Here is a 16,044-nt window from a genome sequence, read left to right on the forward strand (position 1 = left end):
TCCACGATATCGAACCCCATCCGCTTGAACGCGTCGCTGATGGCAGCCGCGTCGTTGTCGGGATTAGCCAGCCGCGCAACGCTCTGGTAGTCGGACACGCCAAGGACCAGCGCCACCCGCTTGTCGGCCTGCGCAGTCGAGGCCGCGACCAGCATCAGGGCAGCCGCCAGCGCAACGCGGCCGGCCAGACGCTGCAGGCGTGACATCGGAGCCGGGAGGATCAATCCGACCATGGTGCAGGCTTCAATCCGTCAAGGAGGCCCTGGGCTGGCTCCGGGAAGATTTCGAGGGTCTCCTCCCGTAAGTCAACCCGTCTGTGGCCTATCTCACTTCCCGGTGCCGCCGTGGGCGTCAGGCCGAACCTTCGGCGGAATGGCTGCGGCCGACGAAGCTCGACGTGATCAAGGGGCCGTATCAGCAGTTCTACAAGAACAATGCCGATACCGCGCGCATCTGGTGCAGCGACTGCCGAGCCCGCCCATACCGCCGGACAAGCCGACCGCGACGAAGCAGTAGGCATCGCGTCGGGAACGCCAGACCGATGCCTTGCGCACCCAAGATCTTGCGCCCCCATGATTATGGGTGTCGCGGCGCCCGCACCGCAGCTAAACTTGGCCCTGCGCCGCGGGGGACACGCGGTGCAGGACGATGATCATGACCAAACAGGGCGAGACGGGTGAAGCCATCACCATCCTCCTCGTCGAGGACGACGCGCCGACCTGCTGGCGGCTCCACGACGCGCTGGTCAAGGCCGGCTACGAGGTGCGCAGCGCCGGCACGCTCGCGGAGGCCCGCGCCGGACTCGGCGAGCGGGCGCCGCGCGTGCTGCTTACCGATCTGCGGTTGCCCGACGGCCACGGCGTCGAGCTGATCCGCGAGACAAGGCAACGTTTTCCCGACACCGAGATCATGGTGATCTCCGCGCTCGGCGACGAGGAGAGTGTGATCTCCGCGATCACGGTCGGCGCCACCGGCTACCTCCTGAAGGATGCGTTCCCCACTGATATCGCCACCACCGTGCGCGATCTGGTCGCCGGCCATTCGCCGATCTCGGCCTCGATCGCCCGCTTCATCGTGCGCAGAACGCAAGGTACCGCGCAGAATTCAGCCGAGCCTCCGCCGGGTCCCGCGCTCAACACCGCAAGGCTCACCCCACGCGAGATCGACATCCTTTGGGGCATCGCCAAGGGTTTCAGCTACGCCGAGATCGCGAGCCATCTCGGCCTCTCCAGGCAGACCGTGCCCGGCCACATCAAGAACATCTATCGCAAGCTCGAGGTGCACACCCGCAGCGAAGCGGTGTTCGAAGCGGTGCAGCAGGGCCTGATCAAGCTGTGAGCGAGATCGCGGCGAAGGCAACGGTCAAACCCGCGCGGCGCCGGCTGCTGGTCTCGCGCCTCGTGCCCTATCTGCTGCTCCAGGCGCTCATAGTGGTCGCGACCGTCCTCGGGCTGCGGCTGCTCCAGCCCAGCGACCCCGACGACTTTGCACTTGGCGAATTTTCGCTGCGCGAGGACGGCGTGGCGCGTCCCGTAACGCTGCCGCATTTCACGTCCTCACGCTATTCCCTAGCCGACCCGCCGCTCTATACCGGCGCCTTCACGTTCCGCCGCGGCGATGTGGCGTCGGGATGGTCGGTATTCCTGCCGCGCTTCAGCAACGCGGTGGAAGTCTCAATCAACGGCGTCGTCATCCTGGATTCCCGACGCGATGCCAACGCCAACCGGCCCGACCGCAACACTCCGCAGATCGGGGCGATCCCGTCCTCGCTGCTGCGCGAGGGTGCGAACGAGATCACCGTGCGGCTGTTGGTTTGGGGACCGCTCAAGGGCTTCCTCGACACCGTCTATGTCGGGCCGGATGCGGCCTTGCGGCCGGCCTACGAGACACGCACGTTGATGTTCGTCACGTTGCCGGTGGTGTTCTCGGCCTGGCAGTCGATCCTCGCCGTGATCCTGGCGATCATGTGGCTGATGCGCCGCCGCGAGCCGGTTTACGGCGTCCTGGCCGTGGCGATGGTATTCGGCGTAGTGCAGGCCTTCGCGCCGCCACCGGTGCCCCCCGTCAACACGTCCCGGCTCGCCGCGGTGTTGCTCGCGTCCGCACCGATCGAGAGCGCCCTGGTCGTCGTCTTCGGCGTGCTGTTCTTCGGCTGGCGCTGGCCGCGTTACGGCATGCTGCTGTTCGCGCCGGGGCTCGTCGTGTTCGGTGTCGGACTGATCGCCGGCCCGCCGCTGCCGCGCATTCTGTTTCTCCTGTTGGGGATTCCCACTGTCGGTCTCTGCCTGCTCCTGATGGCCTGCGTCACTACCGCCGCGGTGGTGCGGCGGCAGGACGCGGCAAGCTTCACGCTCGGCTGCGCGGTGACGATCGTGCTGATCTGCTGGGTCCATGACATCCTGTCGGTGTTCGAGATCGTGACCGACGAGCGCATCTTCCTCTCGCGCCTGTCCTATTCGGCGATGCTGGTCGCGATCGGCGCCGGCTTGACCTGGCGGTTCGCGCGCGCGCTGAACCAGGTCGACAGCTTTGCCGACCAGCTCGTGACGCGCATACGCGAGGCTGAGGAGCGGCTGAAGGCGAGCTTTGCCCGCGAGGAGGAGCGTGCACGGGCCGCCGCGCTCGCCAATGAGCGCACGCGGCTGATGCGCGACCTGCATGACGGCCTCGGTGGCCAGCTCATCAGCATCGTGGCACTGTCCGAGCGCGGGCACGAGGGTGCGACCATCACCGACGCCGCCCGTGCCGCGCTGAAGGACCTCCGCCTCGTCATCGACTCCATGGACGACATCGGCGGCGACCTGATGCTCGCACTCGGCTCCTGGCGCGAGCGCGCGACCGCGCAATTGCGACCGCACGACATCGCGCTGGACTGGCACGTGGCCACGCCGCAGGGGCTGCCGCTGCATCCCGAGCTCAGGCCATGGCATGTCATCCAGATCGTGCGCATCCTCGACGAGGCCGTGACCAATGCGGTCAAGCACGCAGAGGCCCGCCGCATCGCGGTCACCATCGAGACGGTCGACGAAGGTCAGGGACCGTACGGTGTGATCAAGGTCGCGGATGACGGCAAGGGCTTTGCGAACGGTGCTGCGTCGGTCGGCAGCGGCGGAGCCACCGACGCGAGCCAGACCGCGCGCGGCCTTCGCAACATGAGGAGCCGTGCCGCGCGCTGCGGAGCGATGCTCGATCTGAGCTCGGATTCCTCAGGCACGCGCGTGCGGCTGCAATTGCCGCAGATTTTCCCCGACAGCGGTGCCGCCGTCGGCTGAAAAGCCCCCTCTCCGAACGTGTGGGACGCGCGGAGAGAGGGACGGGCCGGATGATTTGCCTGCGGAAGACGGGGGGGGGGGTCGTCCGCAACGCTCCTTCGCCCGAACTCTTTCGTCTTTCTCAGCGCACGCCGACGCGGTTGACCGGACCACCGCGATTCATCGGCGTGCCCGCGCGCACGCCGACACCGGGGGCACCGACCCCGGGTGTCGCGACCGCGACCGCGGCGGCCGGCGCAACCACCACTGCCGCTGTCGGCCGCACCACGCAGCCCTTGGGTATGCCGACCGTCTTGCAATAGACCACCGCCTGCGCCGGGCTCGTGCCCAGCGAAACCATCACCACACCTGCCAGCGCCAAAATCGTCAGCCCGGCGCTCAGCGCTCCCGCTCTTTTCGACATCTTGCTCTCCTGCTCCCGTTCGGCGTCCCGATGCAATCACCGGGTCTCGCCGCCGACGTGCAGCCTGAATGACAAAAGACGGCGCGCTGATACATGCCATGAAAATGGGGGTACGGCGGCGGGACGGGCTAGCCGATGCCATGAACATGGCATGGACCCGCGCCCGGCGCTCGCGAGATGGTCCGGCCCGCTTGATCCCAGGCGGGACCAACGACATTCCCAAGGAGGTGTTTTATGAAGATTTCGGTTCTTGCCGTGCTGCTGCTCGCCGCTACCGCCCAGACCGCCGCTGCGCAATCCGGTCCGACGCCGCAGGAGCAGATGACGTGCCGAAGCGACGCGAGCAAATTCTGCGCCGAACACATCGGCAAGCCGCCGCAGATGAATGCCTGCCTGCGCGAGAACAAGTCGAAGCTTTCGGACGGCTGCCGCAAGGTCGTGGAGTCACACGGCGGGTGAGCGTACTTCCTTCTCCCCCTTTGCGGGCGAAAGTGCCCGGCAGGCCGCCTCGCCAAAGCACAATCTTGCAGGCGCCCCGCGGAAGGTCCCCGCGGAGGGCCATGAATGTGCGACAGGATCTTCGTAGGCGCCCACTCGGCCGGCTGCGTGCTGGCCAACCGGATGCCTTCATTGCCGACACCGCCTAATCGTCGGAACCATCCTTGTCCGGCGCAACCTCGCCGGCGTCCTGTCGTGCCTTGCGGGCTGCCTCGTCGGTGATCTCCCGCGGCGTCGGCGCACGGTCGGGTCTTTTCCCGCTTCCGGCGCCGCGGATAGCCGCGCGCAACTCCTCGGCCCTGCGTTTGCGGGCCTCCTCATCCTCGGCGTTCATGCGTGATACCTGGTCATAAAGTAGTCAGCAGTCCAGGATCACACTTAATGACGACCGGAGCGACGACAAGCCTTCAGCCGCCGACCGCCTTGATTGCGGCCCGCAGTGCGTCGGCCCGGCTCTTGAATGGATCATTCCTGGCCGGCTTGCCCTTGAGCGCGCGCATGGCGAGCTTGGTATTCGGGCCGCGCTTATCGTGTGCGCGCGCCCGCGCGGCTTCTGTGTGACGATCGATGGCGGCGCGCACGTTGCTTCCGCTCGGCTGGAAATCCTTGATCGCACCGTCGACTGCCTTGGCGCCGGAGAACCAGGTCCGCTGCCACCATGTCTTGGTCGATGGCTCGTACCAGCTCAAATAGCCATCCTTCAGGACTTGCCGCGGCGCCTTCAGCTTGCCGCTGTAGCTGTACCGGACGCCATCCACCCGCATCGGATCGAAATAGTTCGGGGTGTAGAAATCGGAAACGAGCACACCGTTGATGGTGTAGGCACAATCCGTGGCTTCACAGGGATCGCATACCTCGACCAGGAACTTGACGCGCCCTTGTCCTTTCACTGGCGAGTCTCCGGCGACCGTGCGCCGGCCAAACGGATCGGCCAGCATCTCCAGGCATTCGTGACTTGCGGTCAGCGACCACGCCTCGTCGTATTGGACGAGCGAGTAAGGCTGGCCATGTTCGTCCTCGTGATAGCCCGCGGCCGTGGGGTCGCCGATATTGTCCTTGATGATGATCGGCCAATAGTCGAGCGGCACCTCTTCCAGTTTCTCGTACGCGGCAACGTCTGCATTGATTTTCCAGATCGGGCCGAAATCGCGGGAGACCTGCTTGGACAAGGCGCCCGCGACTTTCGCGAGCTGTGCCGGCGTGATCTTCGATTGTTCGGTGACGAGGGCAACATGAGCGGTCAACATGAAAAGCTCCTATGGAAATGCCACGATCGAAATTCGCAGGGACGGCGTCCCTGGCGATGCAATCCGGCGCAACGGCAATATCGATGCACCGTACAACCACGAAGAAACGTTGAAATACTATTCAATCGCAAAGCAGGTGACAATGCCTTTTCGGTGCGCGCCCCCGGGACAGGGCGAAACGCACTCATATCGTGGCGTCAGGGTCACGCTGCCGTCGAGCTAATCGTCGTCGCCGAATAGCCTGATCTGCGGAAAGCCGCCGCGCGGCCTGCTCGGGACCTCGCGCGCATCGGCATCTTCGCGGATGTTTCGCGCGACGTCGTCCCAATCGGTGCGGTCGCGCATCGCACGCGGCTCGCGGGAATCGTAACGACGGCGCTCGGCCCAGCGCTCACGGCGCTCCGTCCGGCGCCGTTCAGACGTGGCGCGCTTGACGTCAGAATCCCTGGCCTTGGCATAGGCGTTGTCGGATGAGGATGACGGCTCTGTCGATGCTTGTCGCTCGGCAGGCTTTGCGACTTGCGGAGGCGATGCCGGTGGCGGTTTCGGGGGCTCCACCGCGGCCGTTTGCGAAGGCTGCTGCGCTGGCTGTTCAGTGTTGACTTGAGTGGTCTGCGTGTCGGGCTTCACCGCTTCGGACTTTGCCTCAGGCTTGGACTCGGATTTGGCTTCGGCCTGCGCTGGCGCGGCGACCATGGCGCCGAAGGCTTGCGAGCCGGTGAGATATTGCAGGCGCTCGGATGGCGCGTCCGTCGTGGCGGGCTTGGCGTCAGCGCGCTGCGCGATCTTGCTGGTATCAGGCCCCTGCTTGGGCGACACCGGATTCATGATATTGCCGGCGACAATGCCGCCGCCGAGACCAATGGCGATGGCTGCGACGATGGTTCCTGCACCGACGAAATAAGCTGTCGAGGCGCGCATTGGTCCACTCCCTCTTTGGAGCGGGCAACGCTTGTCGATTGCCTGATGTTCCCGATACAGGCGCAGTTCCGGGAGGAACTTGGTTCGGAAGAAACTTGCGCGTCAGATCTGCTGCGCGACCTTCTCGAGCCCGATGATGCGGGCGAGCTTGCGCACTTCCTCTTTCTGGTCGTCCCGCAGCTGGAACAGCAGCGGCATCGCGGCCGATTTCAACTGCTGGACCTCGTCGCAATTGGGATCGATCGGCACGCCCTGCACGTGCGGATTGGACAGCTTGTTGGCCGATATCTTGCGGACAACGTTGCGCAGCGCGGTTTCGACCGAGGGCCAGTAATATTCCTGCGACGACGACAACTTCAGGCGGTCCCTGATGCCCGCAATCTGCACGTCGGACAGCAGCGAATAAGATTTCTGCGGCTGCGGCTTGACGACGACCTTCGGCTTGACGGGGACTTCGACGGCAGGAATCTCTGCAGCGGCCGGAGCCTCGTTCACGCTCGCCTTGGGCATCGGGAAATCGGATGGCGTGGCGGCGGCAAACGCCTGGCGCAGCGGCTCGGTCAGCACGGGCATTTGCGAGAGCTTGTCGGCCGGAACCTGGACTGGGTCGATGGCGGCCGAGGCTAGCGCCAGCGTCGGAACCAGACGGTCAGCCTTGGCCGCCCGGTTGGTTGCAAGCGGCTTAGGCGGGGTCTGCGAGATCATCTCAGCGCTGACGCTGGGCACGCTGTCGCGGCCGAGAATGGCGGTGGTGGCGGCGCCGAGGACGAGGAAGCAGGTCAGCACGACGATGGTGATGGCTTTCGACAAACGTCTCTCCGCAACCGGCTTCAAGTCCACGTGATCACTGCCCGGAAACTGGGCAAAAATTAAGGCTTAACCGTGCCATCGCGGCGGCAATCGCGCGGACTGCGGCGACATTACCTGGAAAGCTCAACAAAATCAGGCCGCTAGCGCCAGATCGTAAGCGTCCTGGATGTCGGCCACGATCTCCGAGGCCTCCCAGACTCCACGCGGCTCGACGGATTGCAGCGCCACCGTCCAATTGCCGCCCCGGCGGGTGCGGGGGACGCTGACGATGTCGAAGCGCACGTTGCGGCACAGCGGATGGCGGGCCAGCGCATGGGCCACGCGAATGCGAATTTCGTCCAGCGAAGCCGCCGTCTTGGCATTGAGAAAGTCGAAGTCCATCGCCTGTCCCTCTCGGTCCTGATTGGCGCCTGAGGGGGATTCTGGGTGATCGATGGTTAATCTGCCGTTAAGTGACGGCTTCTAAGGAGCGCTCGATTAACTGTGATGGAGGCGACGGGCGCTGTCAGTCTCCGCGTTTTTACGGGGAGAGGCGGCCACCCGCCTCTCGATACTCGGCGACCGTCCGCGCGACGAGATCGTTGACCTCCATCACTTCGGTCACACCCGATATCGAATGCCCGCCGCTCCAGATATCGCGCCAGCGCTTGGGGCGGCTCTCGCGCGCGTTGACGTCGATGTCCTTGCCGATGTCGATGGCACCGCGCGCCGGCAGATCGTCGGGGTCGAGACCGGCCGCGGCGATCGACGGTTTGAGCATGCTGGTCTGCAGGCCCGTGAACGCGGTGGTCAGCAAGATGTCGTCCGCGCTGCCGTCGACCAGCATTTGCTTGTGACGTTCATCCGCCATGCTCTCGCGCGTCGCGATGAACTTCGTGCCCATGTAGCCGAGATCGCAGCCGAGCACTTCGGCCGCGCGCAATGCGTGGCCGTCGCTGATGCCCCCCGCGAGCACGATGATGCCGTCGTAGAACGCGCGCACCGCGCGGACGAAGGCGAACGGGTTGAGCCAGCCGGTCTGCCCGCCCGCGCCCGCAGTAAGCAGCACGAGCCCGTCGGCACCTGCATCCGCCGCACGTTCGGCGTGGCGGATCGAGGCAACATCCGCAAGCACCAATGTGCCGGCGTCGTGCAGCGGCTTGAGCACCGGCGCGGGCGAGCCGACCGAGGTGATGACGATCTCCGGCCTGTGGTGCAGCAACACGGCGAGATCCTGCTCCAGCCGTGCATTGGAGCGGTGCACGATCAGATTTGGGCACAGCGGCGCGGCCTTGCGGCCGGTTTGATCTTCATTCAGCAGCAGCCGCGCTTCGATGTCGGTGAGCCATTCATCGAGTTGTTCGGTGCTGCGGCAATTCACGGTGGGGAAGCTGCCGATCACGCCGTTGCGGCAGGCCGCGACCATGAGCTCGACGCCCGACACTAGAAACATCGGCGCGGCAATCAGCGGCAGGGCGAGACGACCGTGGAAATGTTGCAGCCGGTCTGACCTCACGCATGCCTCCCTCGCGCGGGCTTAGTCGTTCCATCCCGCATGCCCTGTGCTAGCGTCGCGGTAACATTGGCACGCCAGAAGCCGATGACAAAGCAGCGAGGAAACATATGTCCGATCCGCTCCATGCATCGTCCCCGACTTGCGCGCAGGCGCTGCGGGCGCTGTCGCGCTATCCGGGCCGAACCGCGTTCGCGTGGCCGGGCGGATCGCTGAGCTATCAGGGCACCACCGACCTGATCGGGCGCATCCAGGGCGTGTTCATGCGGCTTGGATTGCAGCCCGGCGCACGGGTCGCCTTCCTCACCGCGAACCGCGCCGACACCTGGTGCGCCGGCGTCGCCGCGCAATTGTCGCGGCTCTGCGTCACCTGGCTGCATCCTTTGGGATCGCGGGGAGACCAGATGTTCCAGCTCGAGGATTCCGAGGCCGAGGTGCTGGTGGTCGATGCGGCCGCCTTCCGCCATCGCGGCGGCGAGCTCGCTGTGCAGGCGGGCTGGCTCAAGGCGGTCTTCACCATGGGACCGGCCGACTATGGCGTCGACCTCTTGCAGGCGATCGAGATCGAAGGCCATGCCAGCGCGCATTGCCTCGCCGGACCCGACGATCTCTCGACGCTGAATTACACCGGTGGCACGACCGGCAAATCCAAGGGCGCGTTGCGCTACCACCGCGAAAATGCCGGAGCCGCGGCCGCGATCCTTGCCGACTTCGAAATCCCCAATGGCGCGCGCTACCTCGCGGTGGCACCGATCAGCCATGTTGCCGGCACGAAAGTGCTGCCGACCCTGATGCGGGGCGGCACCGTTCACATGCTGAAGGGCTTTGATCCCGAGGCGGTACTGGCGGCGATCGCGCGCGAGCGCATCAACTTCACGCTGTTCGTGCCGACCATGATCTATGTGCTGCTCGATCATCCCGCATTGAGCAGGACTGACCTCTCCTCGCTCGAGCTGGTGCTCTACGGCGCCTCCGCGATGTCGCCGAGCCGGTTGATCGAGGGCATCGAACGGATCGGGCCGGTGTTCTCACAACTCTACGGTCAGACCGAATGCTATCCAATCTCGGTGCTGCGCAAAGCGGATCACGATCCCAAGACGCCCGAACTGTTCCTGTCTTGCGGCTTCCCGATCGCGCCCTGCGAGGTCCGGATCCTCGACGACAACGATCAGGAAGTGGAGACGGGCGAAGCCGGTGAGATCTGCGTGCGCGCCCCCCACGCGATGGCGGAGTACTGGAAGCAGCCCGACACCACCGCCGAGACGCTCAAGAACGGATGGGTCCATACCGGCGACATCGCGCGCAAGGACGAACGCGGTTACATGTTCATCCTCGACCGCAAGAAGGACATGATCGTGTCCGGCGGCTTCAACATCTTTCCGCGGGAAATCGAGGACGTGCTGTCACAGCACGCCGATGTGGCCATGGTCGCTGTCGTCGGCATTCCCGACGAGAAATGGGGTGAAGCCGTGACCGCCATCGTCGTGCCGCGTGAAGGCGCTAGGCCCGATGCCGACGAGCTGATCGACATGGTGAAAACGCGAAAGGGTTCGGCTCACGCGCCCAAGCAGATCAAGTTCGTCAGGCAATTGCCGATGACCGGCGTCGGCAAGGTCGACAAGAAAGTGCTGCGCGCGGAATTCTGGAGCGGGCGGGACCGGATGGTGGGGTAGCTCCCGCCCGGGACGCCACGCAGTCTCACGCCGCCCCTCACCGCTTCTCGATCACCAGGCTTTGCACGGCTCGGCCGAAATAGCCCTGCCGGTCGGCGAGCCGCGACATCGCAAGCCCGGCGCCATCGGGACCGATCCAGGAATCGCCGTCGAGCAGGATCCATTCGCCGATCGGCTGGCGCGCAAAGCTCACGGTGAGGTCGGCGTTGATATAGGTCCAGGCGCGGAAATCGAGCGACGAGGCGGTGCCGTTGGAAAAATCGGCCGCGACCACGGCGCGCATCGCCTGCGAGATCGCTTCGCCTGCGATCAGGGGATGATCGACGCGAAACCAGATCGCGCCGGCGCCGGCTTGCCCGAAGCGGCCGCGCGCGGCGCGCATCGAGACTGAACGTACGAACGGGCTGGTGGCGGCATGACCGTCCTCGAGCAGCGAGTCCTCCGGCGACGGCAGCGTAACAGGCAGTGCCTTGATGTCCTCGGGCAGGGTCAGCGCCTGGCGCTTGATCTTGAGCACGGTGGCGCCGACCACCTGTACGCCGTCGGCGAGCAGCTTGACCCCGCAGAGCTGGATCTTGCGGCCCTCGCGCAAGATCTCGGTCGAGATCGTGAGTGGGGCCACCGGCACCGGGCGCATCAGGTCGATGGTGACGCGCGCGATGTCCATTGCAACTGGCGTCGGAATGCGCTCAGCCGCCCACGTCACCAGCGAGGCCGGCGCCGAACCGTGCTGCATACACCGGTCCCACGGGCCCGCGGCATCCGGGCTGGTGACGACGCTGTCGCCGTCGACACGGTAGATGGGGGTCATCGTTTCTCCGTGATGCACATCCGGCGCTCAGCAAGAGCTGGCGCCCGGCCCAGTGCGCAATTGCGCACAAGGCCGGGACGACGAAGCTCACAACGGCGGATCGATTGCCTCGTCGTATTCCTTCTTGAAGCGCGCGATCATTTCGGCGGCTGGCACGATGCCGTCGATGCTGCCGACGCCCTGGCCTGAACCCCAGATTTCCTTCCAGGCTTTTGGCTTGGCGCGCTCGCCGGAGGCGTCGGTGCCGAAGTTCATCTTCGAGGGATCTGACGTCGGCAGGTTCTCCGGATCCATACCGGCGGCGAGAATCGACGGCTTCAGATAGTTGCCGTGCACGCCGGTGAAGAGGTTGGAATAGACGATGTCGTCGGCCGTCGCGCCCGCGATCATCTCCTTGTACTTCTCGACCGCATTGGCTTCCTTGGTGGCGATGAAGGCCGAGCCGATATAGGCAAAGTCGGCGCCAAGAATGCGCGCGGCGCGAATCGCCTTGCCGTTGCCGATCGCGCCCGACAGCGCGATCGGGCCGTCGAACCATTTTCGCGTTTCGGCGACGAACGCCAACGGCGAGATCGTGCCGGCATGGCCGCCGGCGCCCGCTGCGACCAGGATCAGGCCGTCGGCGCCCTTCTCGATCGCCTTGTGCGCAAACTTCTGGTTGATCACATCGTGGAAGACGATGCCGCCCCAGCCGTGCACGGCCTGATTCAGCTCCTCACGTGCGCCGAGCGAGGAGATGATCATCGGCACCTTGTACTTGGCGCAGAGCTGCATGTCGTGGTCGAGCCGGTTGTTCGACTTGTGCACGATCTGGTTGACCGCAAACGGCGCCGACGGCTTGTCCGGATGCGCGCGGTCGTAGGCCGCGAGCTCTTCGGTGATCCGCGCCAGCCACTCGTCGAGCAGCTCCGGCGGCCGCGCGTTCAGCGACGGAAACGAGCCGACCACGCCCGCCTTGCACTGCGCGATCACGAGATCGGGCACCGAGATGATGAAGAGCGGCGAACCGATCACGGGGATCGACAGGCGTCCCTTGAACAGGGCAGGCATGGACATTGCGAGACGATCCTCTATTGACGGTCACATCGAAGTTGGGGGCCATACCAACAAGGCAATCTTTCCACTGTCAAGTATTGCGTTTTGGCGCCGTGGAGGACGCCGTTACCGCAATTCCAAGGCGCGGAATTCAGCGCGGACCGACGACATCACGCAAGCAAATCCGGATTGATCAGCCGCTCGAACGAGAACATCTCGTCCCATTTCTCCTGGGTCAGCAGCTTGCGTTCGACCACGACGATCTGGTGCAGCGACTTGCCGCTCTTGTAGCCCTCGCGCGCGATCTCGGCACATTGCTTGTAGCCGAGCAGCGGCTTCAGCACCGTGACGATGCCGAGCGAATTCAGCACCATGTTGCGGGTGTGCTCCGCGTTGGCGGTGATGCCGACCACACAGTTCTCGCGCAGGCTGTTGACCGCCCGCTCCATGGTGCGGATCGAGAAGAACAGCGCGAACGAGATCACCGGCTCCATCACGTTGAGCTGGAGCTGTCCGGCGGATGCCGCGAGCGTCACGGTGGTGTCGAGCCCGATCACGAGGAAGCTGGTCTGGTTGACGACCTCGGGGATCACAGGATTGACCTTGCCGGGCATGATCGAGGAGCCCGGCTGAAGCTGCGGCAGGTTGATCTCGTTGAAGCCGGCACGCGGGCCCGAGGCGAGCAGGCGGATGTCGTTGCAGATCTTGGTCAGCTTGCTCGCGGTGCGCTTGAGGACGCCGGAGAGCTGCACATAGGCGCCCGTATCCGACGTCGCCTCGACGAGGTCGCCCGCAAGGATGAAGTCGACGCCGGTGAGCGCGCTCAAATGCCGGACCGCGAGCTTGGGATAGCCGTGCGCCGCGGTGACGGAGGTGCCGATCGCGGTCGCCCCGAGATTGATCTCGCGCAGCAGCGCGCGGGCCTCGGAGATGCGATCGACCTCCTCGCCCATGGTGGTGCCCCAGCCGCGGAATTCGGCGCCGAGCGACATCGGCACCGCGTCCTGGAGATGCGTGCGGCCCATCTTCAGCACGCGCTCGAACTCCCGGCCCTTGGCGAAGAACGCCTCCTGGAGCTGGCGCAGCGCCGTCATGTAGCTCTCGAGCCGCAGGATCAGCGCCAGCCGAAAGGCGGTCGGATAGGTGTCGTTGGTCGACTGGCCGTAATTGACGTGATCGTTGGGGCTGACGTGCTGGTAGTCGCCCTTCGCGAAGCCGAGCGATTCCAGCGCGAGATTGGCGATCACCTCGTTGGCGTTCATGTTGGTGGAGGTGCCGGCCCCGCCCTGGATGAAGTCGGTGACGAACTGGTCCATCATATCGCCGGCGATGACGCGATCGCAGCCCACGATGATCGCTTCCGCGACCTTGGTGTCCACCGCGCCGAGATCGCGGTTGGCCATGGCGGCGGCCTTCTTGACGTAACCGAGCGCCTTCACGAAGTAAGGCTCCTGGTTCATCGGAATGCCGGTGATGTGGAAGTTCTCCTTCCCGCGGATGGTTTGGACACCGTAGTAGATGTCGTCGGCGATCTCACGCTGTCCGAGGAAGTCCTGCTCCGTGCGGCTCATGGGCGCTCCTTGCTTGCTCGCGCGCGTCCTCAGTTCTGGCACAGCGCGCTGGTGACGAAGGTATCGGTGCGGCAGTCATCCGGTTTGCGTTGCCTGCCCGGGATCAGAATCTTGGCCGAGCACTTTTCCGCGGAGTCGGCATTCAGGCTCTTGCCTTCCGTGTAGCCCTTGCTCTGGCAGAGTTTGTCGGCGGCGAGCTTGCAGTCGGGCGCGCCATTCGACGAGGCCGGGCAGGCCACGCGTCCCGACACCATGGTCGACGGCTTGGCCAGGCGCGACAAGTCGTTCATGGTCTCGCTCGGGCTTTTGATCGGCGGCAGGATCGAGGGCAGCTTGTCGAAGAGCTTGCCCATTTCGTTGATCAGCCCGGGATTTTCTTCATGCGCCGGCGGCGACGAAGGGGCTGTCGAGGGCGCCGGTGCGGCCTGCGATCCTTGCTCCTGCAAGCCGAGCGCCGGCGGCGCGGATTGCGGCCATCCGGTACCGCCGGTACCCAGCAGGAGCGAAAGCACCGCAAATGTCAGCGTGCCCAGCCGCAGGACCGGATTGCCGGATCGAAGCATCATGACGGCAACCGTAGCCGAACGAGGCGCGGCGGCAAAGCGCCTTTGGGGTTAGATCAATTTGACTGCGACGACAAAGCCGAGCACGAGCACCGCGGCGCCGATTGCCACCACCAATCCGAGATGCTTCTCGATCTTGACCCGGATCCAGTCGCCGTAGCGGTTGAGCAGGATCGCCACGATAAAGAAGCGCCCGCCACGCGCCACGATCGAGCATAGGATAAAGAGCCCGATATTGTAGCCGGCAAAGCCGGACGTGATGGTCACGAGCTTGTAGGGGATCGGTGTCAGGCCCTTGAGCAGGATAATCACAGCGCCCCATTCGGCGTAGGAGGCGCGGAAGGCGTCGACCTTGCCGCCGAGGCCATAGACCTCGATCAGCCAATGGCCGACCGAGTCGAAGAGCAGCGCACCGATGGCGTAGCCCAACAGACCACCCAGCACCGACGTCGCAGTGCAGATCGCCGCATAGACCCAAGCGCGTTGCGGACGCGCCAGTGACATCGGGATCAGCATCACGTCCGGGGGGACGGGAAAGAAGGAGCTTTCAGCGAAAGCCACGGCGCCCATGATCCAGAGCGCGTAAGGCTTGTGAGCGGCGTCGATGCACCAGTCGTAGATACGTTTCAGCATGGCGCCGCGATGAAGCACCATGGGACGGATTTGTCCATGCCGAGATGGGACCGATTTGTGCCAATACTAGTGGCGCTTGCGCGCGCTGCGGCCTTCAAGCGCGACGATTGGCCGCCTCGCGGCGACACGCGGTGACGCAACTTTGGGCAGTTTCATCGCCGACTTCGGCAGCTTCTCGGCGATGCCGAGCATGTCTTCACGCCGCGTCATCTCGCGCCAGACGTCCTCGGGGCGCACGCCGGCGGAGGCCCAGAGCACGGTCAGATTGTAGAGTAGATCGGCGCTTTCCCGGATCACGGCTTCGCTATCGCCGTTGACCGCGTCGATAACGACCTCGATGGCCTCTTCAGCAAGCTTCTTCGCCATTTTTGACGGGCCGCGCTGAAACAGCCGCGCGGTGCGCGATGTTGCCGGATCAAGGTCCCTGGCCGCGAGCACAGCCAGATATAGCCGCTCAAGCGAATCACTCATGTACGCAAAGCTACTCTAAACCCATAGCGGGGACGTTAACGCACGACAACAAAAGCAAAAAGCCGGCCGTCGCGGCAAGAGCGACGGCCGGCTGGTCCACACTTGCTAGCCAAAGCTAGTAGCAAGTCGAAAGGTTACCTTGGCCGCCCTGCGCGGACTGGTATGGGCCGCCGCAACGGTGATACGGGCGCGGACCGATATACGAGTCGCCGCCGTAATAGACCGGACCGTCGTCGTAGTAGACCGGGCCGCCGCCGTAATAGGCAGGAGCATCATAAGCGTAGGCGTCACGGGTCGCTGCGATTGCGAGGCCGGTGCCGATAGCACCGGCAATGGCCGCTCCGGCAAAGGCCGCGCCGCCGCCACCATGCCAATGACGGCCGCCCGCGTATGAAGCGGTCGGAGCCATTGCGGTCAGCGCCAGCACCGCGGCGGTAGCGAAAACGGCCTTACGGCCGACAAATCCCGAAAATCTATCAAACATGTCCTGGACCCTCCTTGGGACCTCGAATGGTGCCTGATGACAGGCTCGTGTCTCTCAAACACCCGCATCCCATGTTGGGTTCCCCAACCCCAACACAAGCTGAACGGGGTTGCGTGATCGTGACGCAACCGCCGCTCATCCGCCGTTCATATTAGCGCAA

Annotated in this window: 19 protein-coding genes; 4 read left to right on the forward strand and 15 right to left on the reverse strand. The window is 64.8% G+C overall.

Going from position 1 to position 16,044, the window contains the following annotated elements:
* The coding region (locus tag AC0L21_RS34475) for a caspase family protein (RefSeq protein ID WP_473266190.1) at window positions 1-233 on the reverse strand (233 nt) is incomplete at its 3' end.
* Between the two features lie 421 nt (window positions 234-654).
* On the opposite strand from AC0L21_RS34475, the gene AC0L21_RS34480 reads away from it, so the two are divergent.
* Together AC0L21_RS34480 and AC0L21_RS34485 are read left to right on the forward strand one after the other, a co-directional pair.
* Window positions 655-1,338 (forward strand): response regulator, encoded by a 684-nt coding sequence (locus AC0L21_RS34480; protein ID WP_473266191.1) that lies wholly within the window; start codon window positions 655-657, stop codon window positions 1,336-1,338.
* Window positions 1,335-3,272, forward strand: a complete 1,938-nt coding sequence (locus AC0L21_RS34485; protein ID WP_473266192.1) for an ATP-binding protein — start codon at window positions 1,335-1,337, stop codon at window positions 3,270-3,272. Before AC0L21_RS34480 ends, AC0L21_RS34485 begins: the two co-directional genes overlap by 4 nt.
* Window positions 3,273-3,393: 121 nt before the next feature.
* On the opposite strand, the gene AC0L21_RS34490 is transcribed toward AC0L21_RS34485, so the two are convergent.
* Complete coding sequence (locus AC0L21_RS34490; protein WP_473266194.1) at window positions 3,394-3,675, reverse strand: hypothetical protein; 282 nt, start codon at window positions 3,673-3,675, stop codon at window positions 3,394-3,396.
* Between the two features lie 234 nt (window positions 3,676-3,909).
* On the opposite strand from AC0L21_RS34490, the gene AC0L21_RS34495 reads away from it, so the two are divergent.
* A complete protein-coding gene (locus tag AC0L21_RS34495) occupies window positions 3,910-4,134 on the forward strand; it encodes a cysteine rich repeat-containing protein (protein WP_007597470.1) in 225 nt (74 codons plus the stop codon).
* Between the two features lie 184 nt (window positions 4,135-4,318).
* Here AC0L21_RS34495 and AC0L21_RS34500 read toward each other — a convergent pair whose 3' ends face one another.
* The 6 genes from AC0L21_RS34500 to AC0L21_RS34525 all read right to left on the reverse strand — a co-directional run bounded on the left by AC0L21_RS34500 (window position 4,319) and on the right by AC0L21_RS34525 (window position 8,646).
* Window positions 4,319-4,507 carry a hypothetical protein gene (locus AC0L21_RS34500; RefSeq protein ID WP_473266198.1) on the reverse strand — a complete coding sequence of 63 codons (189 nt, stop codon included), beginning with the start codon at window positions 4,505-4,507 and terminating at the stop codon, window positions 4,319-4,321.
* 73 nt (window positions 4,508-4,580) lie between these two features.
* Entirely contained in the window at window positions 4,581-5,420 is an 840-nt protein-coding gene (locus AC0L21_RS34505) for a hypothetical protein (protein WP_473266200.1), read from the reverse strand.
* A gap of 219 nt (window positions 5,421-5,639) precedes the next feature.
* Window positions 5,640-6,341 (reverse strand): hypothetical protein, encoded by a 702-nt coding sequence (locus AC0L21_RS34510; protein WP_473266202.1) that lies wholly within the window; start codon window positions 6,339-6,341, stop codon window positions 5,640-5,642.
* A 102-nt stretch (window positions 6,342-6,443) separates the two neighbouring features.
* Window positions 6,444-7,151 (reverse strand): hypothetical protein, encoded by a 708-nt coding sequence (locus AC0L21_RS34515; protein ID WP_473266204.1) that lies wholly within the window; start codon window positions 7,149-7,151, stop codon window positions 6,444-6,446.
* Window positions 7,152-7,283: 132 nt separating this feature from the next.
* On the reverse strand, window positions 7,284-7,532 hold the full coding sequence (locus AC0L21_RS34520) for a hypothetical protein (RefSeq protein WP_007615367.1): 249 nt from the start codon (window positions 7,530-7,532) through the stop codon (window positions 7,284-7,286).
* A 139-nt stretch (window positions 7,533-7,671) separates the two neighbouring features.
* On the reverse strand, window positions 7,672-8,646 hold the full coding sequence (locus AC0L21_RS34525; RefSeq protein WP_473266205.1) for an NAD(P)H-dependent flavin oxidoreductase: 975 nt from the start codon (window positions 8,644-8,646) through the stop codon (window positions 7,672-7,674).
* 107 nt (window positions 8,647-8,753) lie between these two features.
* On the opposite strand from AC0L21_RS34525, the gene AC0L21_RS34530 reads away from it, so the two are divergent.
* The gene (locus AC0L21_RS34530; protein ID WP_473266207.1) at window positions 8,754-10,316 is read left to right on the forward strand and encodes an AMP-binding protein; all 1,563 of its coding nucleotides are present in this window, start codon (window positions 8,754-8,756) and stop codon (window positions 10,314-10,316) included.
* A 37-nt stretch (window positions 10,317-10,353) separates the two neighbouring features.
* Here AC0L21_RS34530 and AC0L21_RS34535 read toward each other — a convergent pair whose 3' ends face one another.
* The 7 genes from AC0L21_RS34535 to AC0L21_RS34565 all read right to left on the reverse strand — a co-directional run bounded on the left by AC0L21_RS34535 (window position 10,354) and on the right by AC0L21_RS34565 (window position 15,884).
* Window positions 10,354-11,127 (reverse strand): thioesterase family protein, encoded by a 774-nt coding sequence (locus AC0L21_RS34535; RefSeq protein ID WP_473266208.1) that lies wholly within the window; start codon window positions 11,125-11,127, stop codon window positions 10,354-10,356.
* A gap of 87 nt (window positions 11,128-11,214) precedes the next feature.
* Window positions 11,215-12,183 (reverse strand): NAD(P)H-dependent flavin oxidoreductase, encoded by a 969-nt coding sequence (locus AC0L21_RS34540; protein ID WP_473266210.1) that lies wholly within the window; start codon window positions 12,181-12,183, stop codon window positions 11,215-11,217.
* A 149-nt stretch (window positions 12,184-12,332) separates the two neighbouring features.
* Window positions 12,333-13,733 carry an aspartate ammonia-lyase gene (locus tag AC0L21_RS34545; RefSeq protein ID WP_473266212.1) on the reverse strand — a complete coding sequence of 467 codons (1,401 nt, stop codon included), beginning with the start codon at window positions 13,731-13,733 and terminating at the stop codon, window positions 12,333-12,335.
* A gap of 29 nt (window positions 13,734-13,762) precedes the next feature.
* The gene (locus tag AC0L21_RS34550) at window positions 13,763-14,299 is read right to left on the reverse strand and encodes a hypothetical protein (protein ID WP_473266213.1); all 537 of its coding nucleotides are present in this window, start codon (window positions 14,297-14,299) and stop codon (window positions 13,763-13,765) included.
* A gap of 48 nt (window positions 14,300-14,347) precedes the next feature.
* On the reverse strand, window positions 14,348-14,950 hold the full coding sequence (locus AC0L21_RS34555; protein WP_081747784.1) for a YqaA family protein: 603 nt from the start codon (window positions 14,948-14,950) through the stop codon (window positions 14,348-14,350).
* A 45-nt stretch (window positions 14,951-14,995) separates the two neighbouring features.
* The gene (gene hisE, locus AC0L21_RS34560) at window positions 14,996-15,400 is read right to left on the reverse strand and encodes a phosphoribosyl-ATP diphosphatase (protein ID WP_473266216.1); all 405 of its coding nucleotides are present in this window, start codon (window positions 15,398-15,400) and stop codon (window positions 14,996-14,998) included.
* Window positions 15,401-15,515: 115 nt separating this feature from the next.
* Window positions 15,516-15,884 carry a hypothetical protein gene (locus tag AC0L21_RS34565; protein WP_473266217.1) on the reverse strand — a complete coding sequence of 123 codons (369 nt, stop codon included), beginning with the start codon at window positions 15,882-15,884 and terminating at the stop codon, window positions 15,516-15,518.
* Window positions 15,885-16,044 lie beyond the last annotated feature (160 nt).

The sequence above is a fragment of the Bradyrhizobium sp. WSM4873 genome (genome assembly GCF_055811355.1).